Genomic DNA, 2,050 nt, shown 5'->3' on the forward strand with positions numbered 1-2,050 from the left:
TCAGCAGTACAACCGCGACCACGCCCGGCCCGCCCGCGTGCCCCTGGCGAACACGCCTTCGCCCGCCTCAAGTCCTGGCGACTGCTGCGGCGAGCTCGCTGCTCGACCAACCGTATCGGCAGAACCGTGGCAGCCGTGCACACCCTCTTGACCTGCCAATACTCAGGATGAAAGAGGTTCACTGCGCCAAGATCAACCCACCAGTCGCCACCCTAGACCCGGATTTCGCACGTGCCTCGATCGGTTGGAACGAGGCACGTGCGGTGTCTGTTTGTCGGTGTGGTCGTTGATGTGATGTGTCGATGATTTCGCGTGCCGAGCGGCCGCGGGTGCGTCGTCCACGGATGAACGTGGAGATCGCACCGGTGGTGGAGAGGCGTCTGGGCGCTCTGCCTGCCTCTGCCGAGTTTCTGCGCCGGCTGGACGTGGCCCGGATCATCGACGAGCTGTGCCCGGCGCGTGAGGTCGCGCATCTCACCCACGGGCAGGTCATCGAGGTCTTGGTCGCCAACCGGCTGTCCGCGCCCGCACCACTGGTGCGGGTCGGCGACTGGGCACGTGAGTGGGCGGTGGAGGAGGTCTTCGGAATCGAGGCGGACCTGCTCAACGACGACCGCATCGGCCGCGCCCTGGACGCCATCGCGCCCGAGCTGGAACACATCGTCGGCACGGTCGGTGCGAGCGCGATCGCCGAGTTCGGCATTGATGTCTCGCGCCTGCACTGGGACATGACCAGCATCTCCCTGCACGGCGCCTACGAGACCCCGCAGGAGGGATTCCCACAGGTCAAATACGGTCATCCCAAGGATCGCCGGGCGGATCTCAAGCAGATCCAGACCGGGATCGCGATCTCGGCGGACGGCGGCATCCCCGTCCTCCACCGTGCCTACGACGGTGGGGCCGGCGAGGTCTCCCAAGTCGTCGGGGCGATGACAGCCCTGCGCGAGCTGGCCGCACCCCGCGACTTTTTGATGATCGGCGACTCGAAACTGGTCTCCTGCTCCAACCTCCTGGCCCTGCAGGAAGCCGGGGTGAGGTTTATCGCCCCGGCGCCCGCGGCCAAGGTTCCCGATGGCCTGTTCGCCGGTCTCGACGCGGACCAGGCCCGCCCGGTCGACTACACCGCCGGACGGGACGAGGGAAAGCCACCCGCTCGGCGTGGCCAGTACCGAGTGCTGGAGGACACCCAGACCCTGGCCGGTCCGCGCAAGCGCGACCCGCAGATCACCGTGCGCCGGATCCTGGTCCACTCCAGCGCCAACACCCAGGCCCAGCAGGCCGCCCGCACCCGGCGCCTGGACAAAGCCCGTGAGGAACTGGACAAACTCCAACGTGCCTGCGGCGGCCGGCACTACGCCACCGCCCAGAAGGTCACCGCCCGGTTCGGCGTGATCACCAGCAGACGCCGCCTCGGCTCCTGCCTGGTCACCTCCATCACCGTCGATGAGAGCGGACGACCTGCCCTGACCTGGCACTACGACCAGGAAGTCCTGGCCGCCGAAGCCGCCGCGGACGGCTGGTACGCGCTGTTGAGCACCCGCTTCGCTCCACTGCCCGTTTCAGGCGGTTCTGCGTCTGGCCGGCGCCCAGTACTTCCTTGCCGTCCCGGTTTGCCTGCTCGATGGACCACCGCGCGCCGTACCTGACGATGACCGCCTCGCCGGTAGCGGCGGTGTCAGTGGTCACCAGCGCTCCTTACCTTGTTTGCGGGTTGATTCCGGTCCTTCGTACGATCGGCAGACCCAGGGGCCTGGGTGTGGCTGAAAGCGCTCATGCCGTACATGTGGCTTTGACTGATAGGCCGCCCAGTGCCCTGCGACGACACGGCCACTCATTGGGATGAGCGAACAGAGATCGCTTCGTAAGGACACGTCGGCGTGGTCGTCTGCGGGGACCAGTCAACCGATCGGCGAGGGAGGCTCGGGTGCCCGAGCTCTGGGCGGGGACGGATGCCGGTGAGGCGTCCCCCGGAGTGTGGACACAGGGGTTCATGCTGCGAGTGTGAGTTTACGTCCTCGCCGGTGCTGCTGTTCGAACTCGGCCGGCGAGA

Annotated in this window: 1 protein-coding gene; it reads left to right on the forward strand. The window is 67.3% G+C overall.

What is annotated here, in order from left to right; genetic code table 11:
- Nucleotides 1-344: 344 nt before the first annotated feature.
- Entirely contained in the window at nt 345-1,646 is a 1,302-nt protein-coding gene (locus ACIRU3_RS47705) for an IS1634 family transposase (protein ID WP_404070753.1), read from the forward strand.
- The last annotated feature ends 404 nt before the right edge of the window (nt 1,647-2,050 follow it).

The sequence above is a fragment of the Streptomyces sp. NPDC101151 genome, assembly GCF_044768335.1.
Lineage (GTDB): Bacteria > Actinomycetota > Actinomycetes > Streptomycetales > Streptomycetaceae > Streptomyces.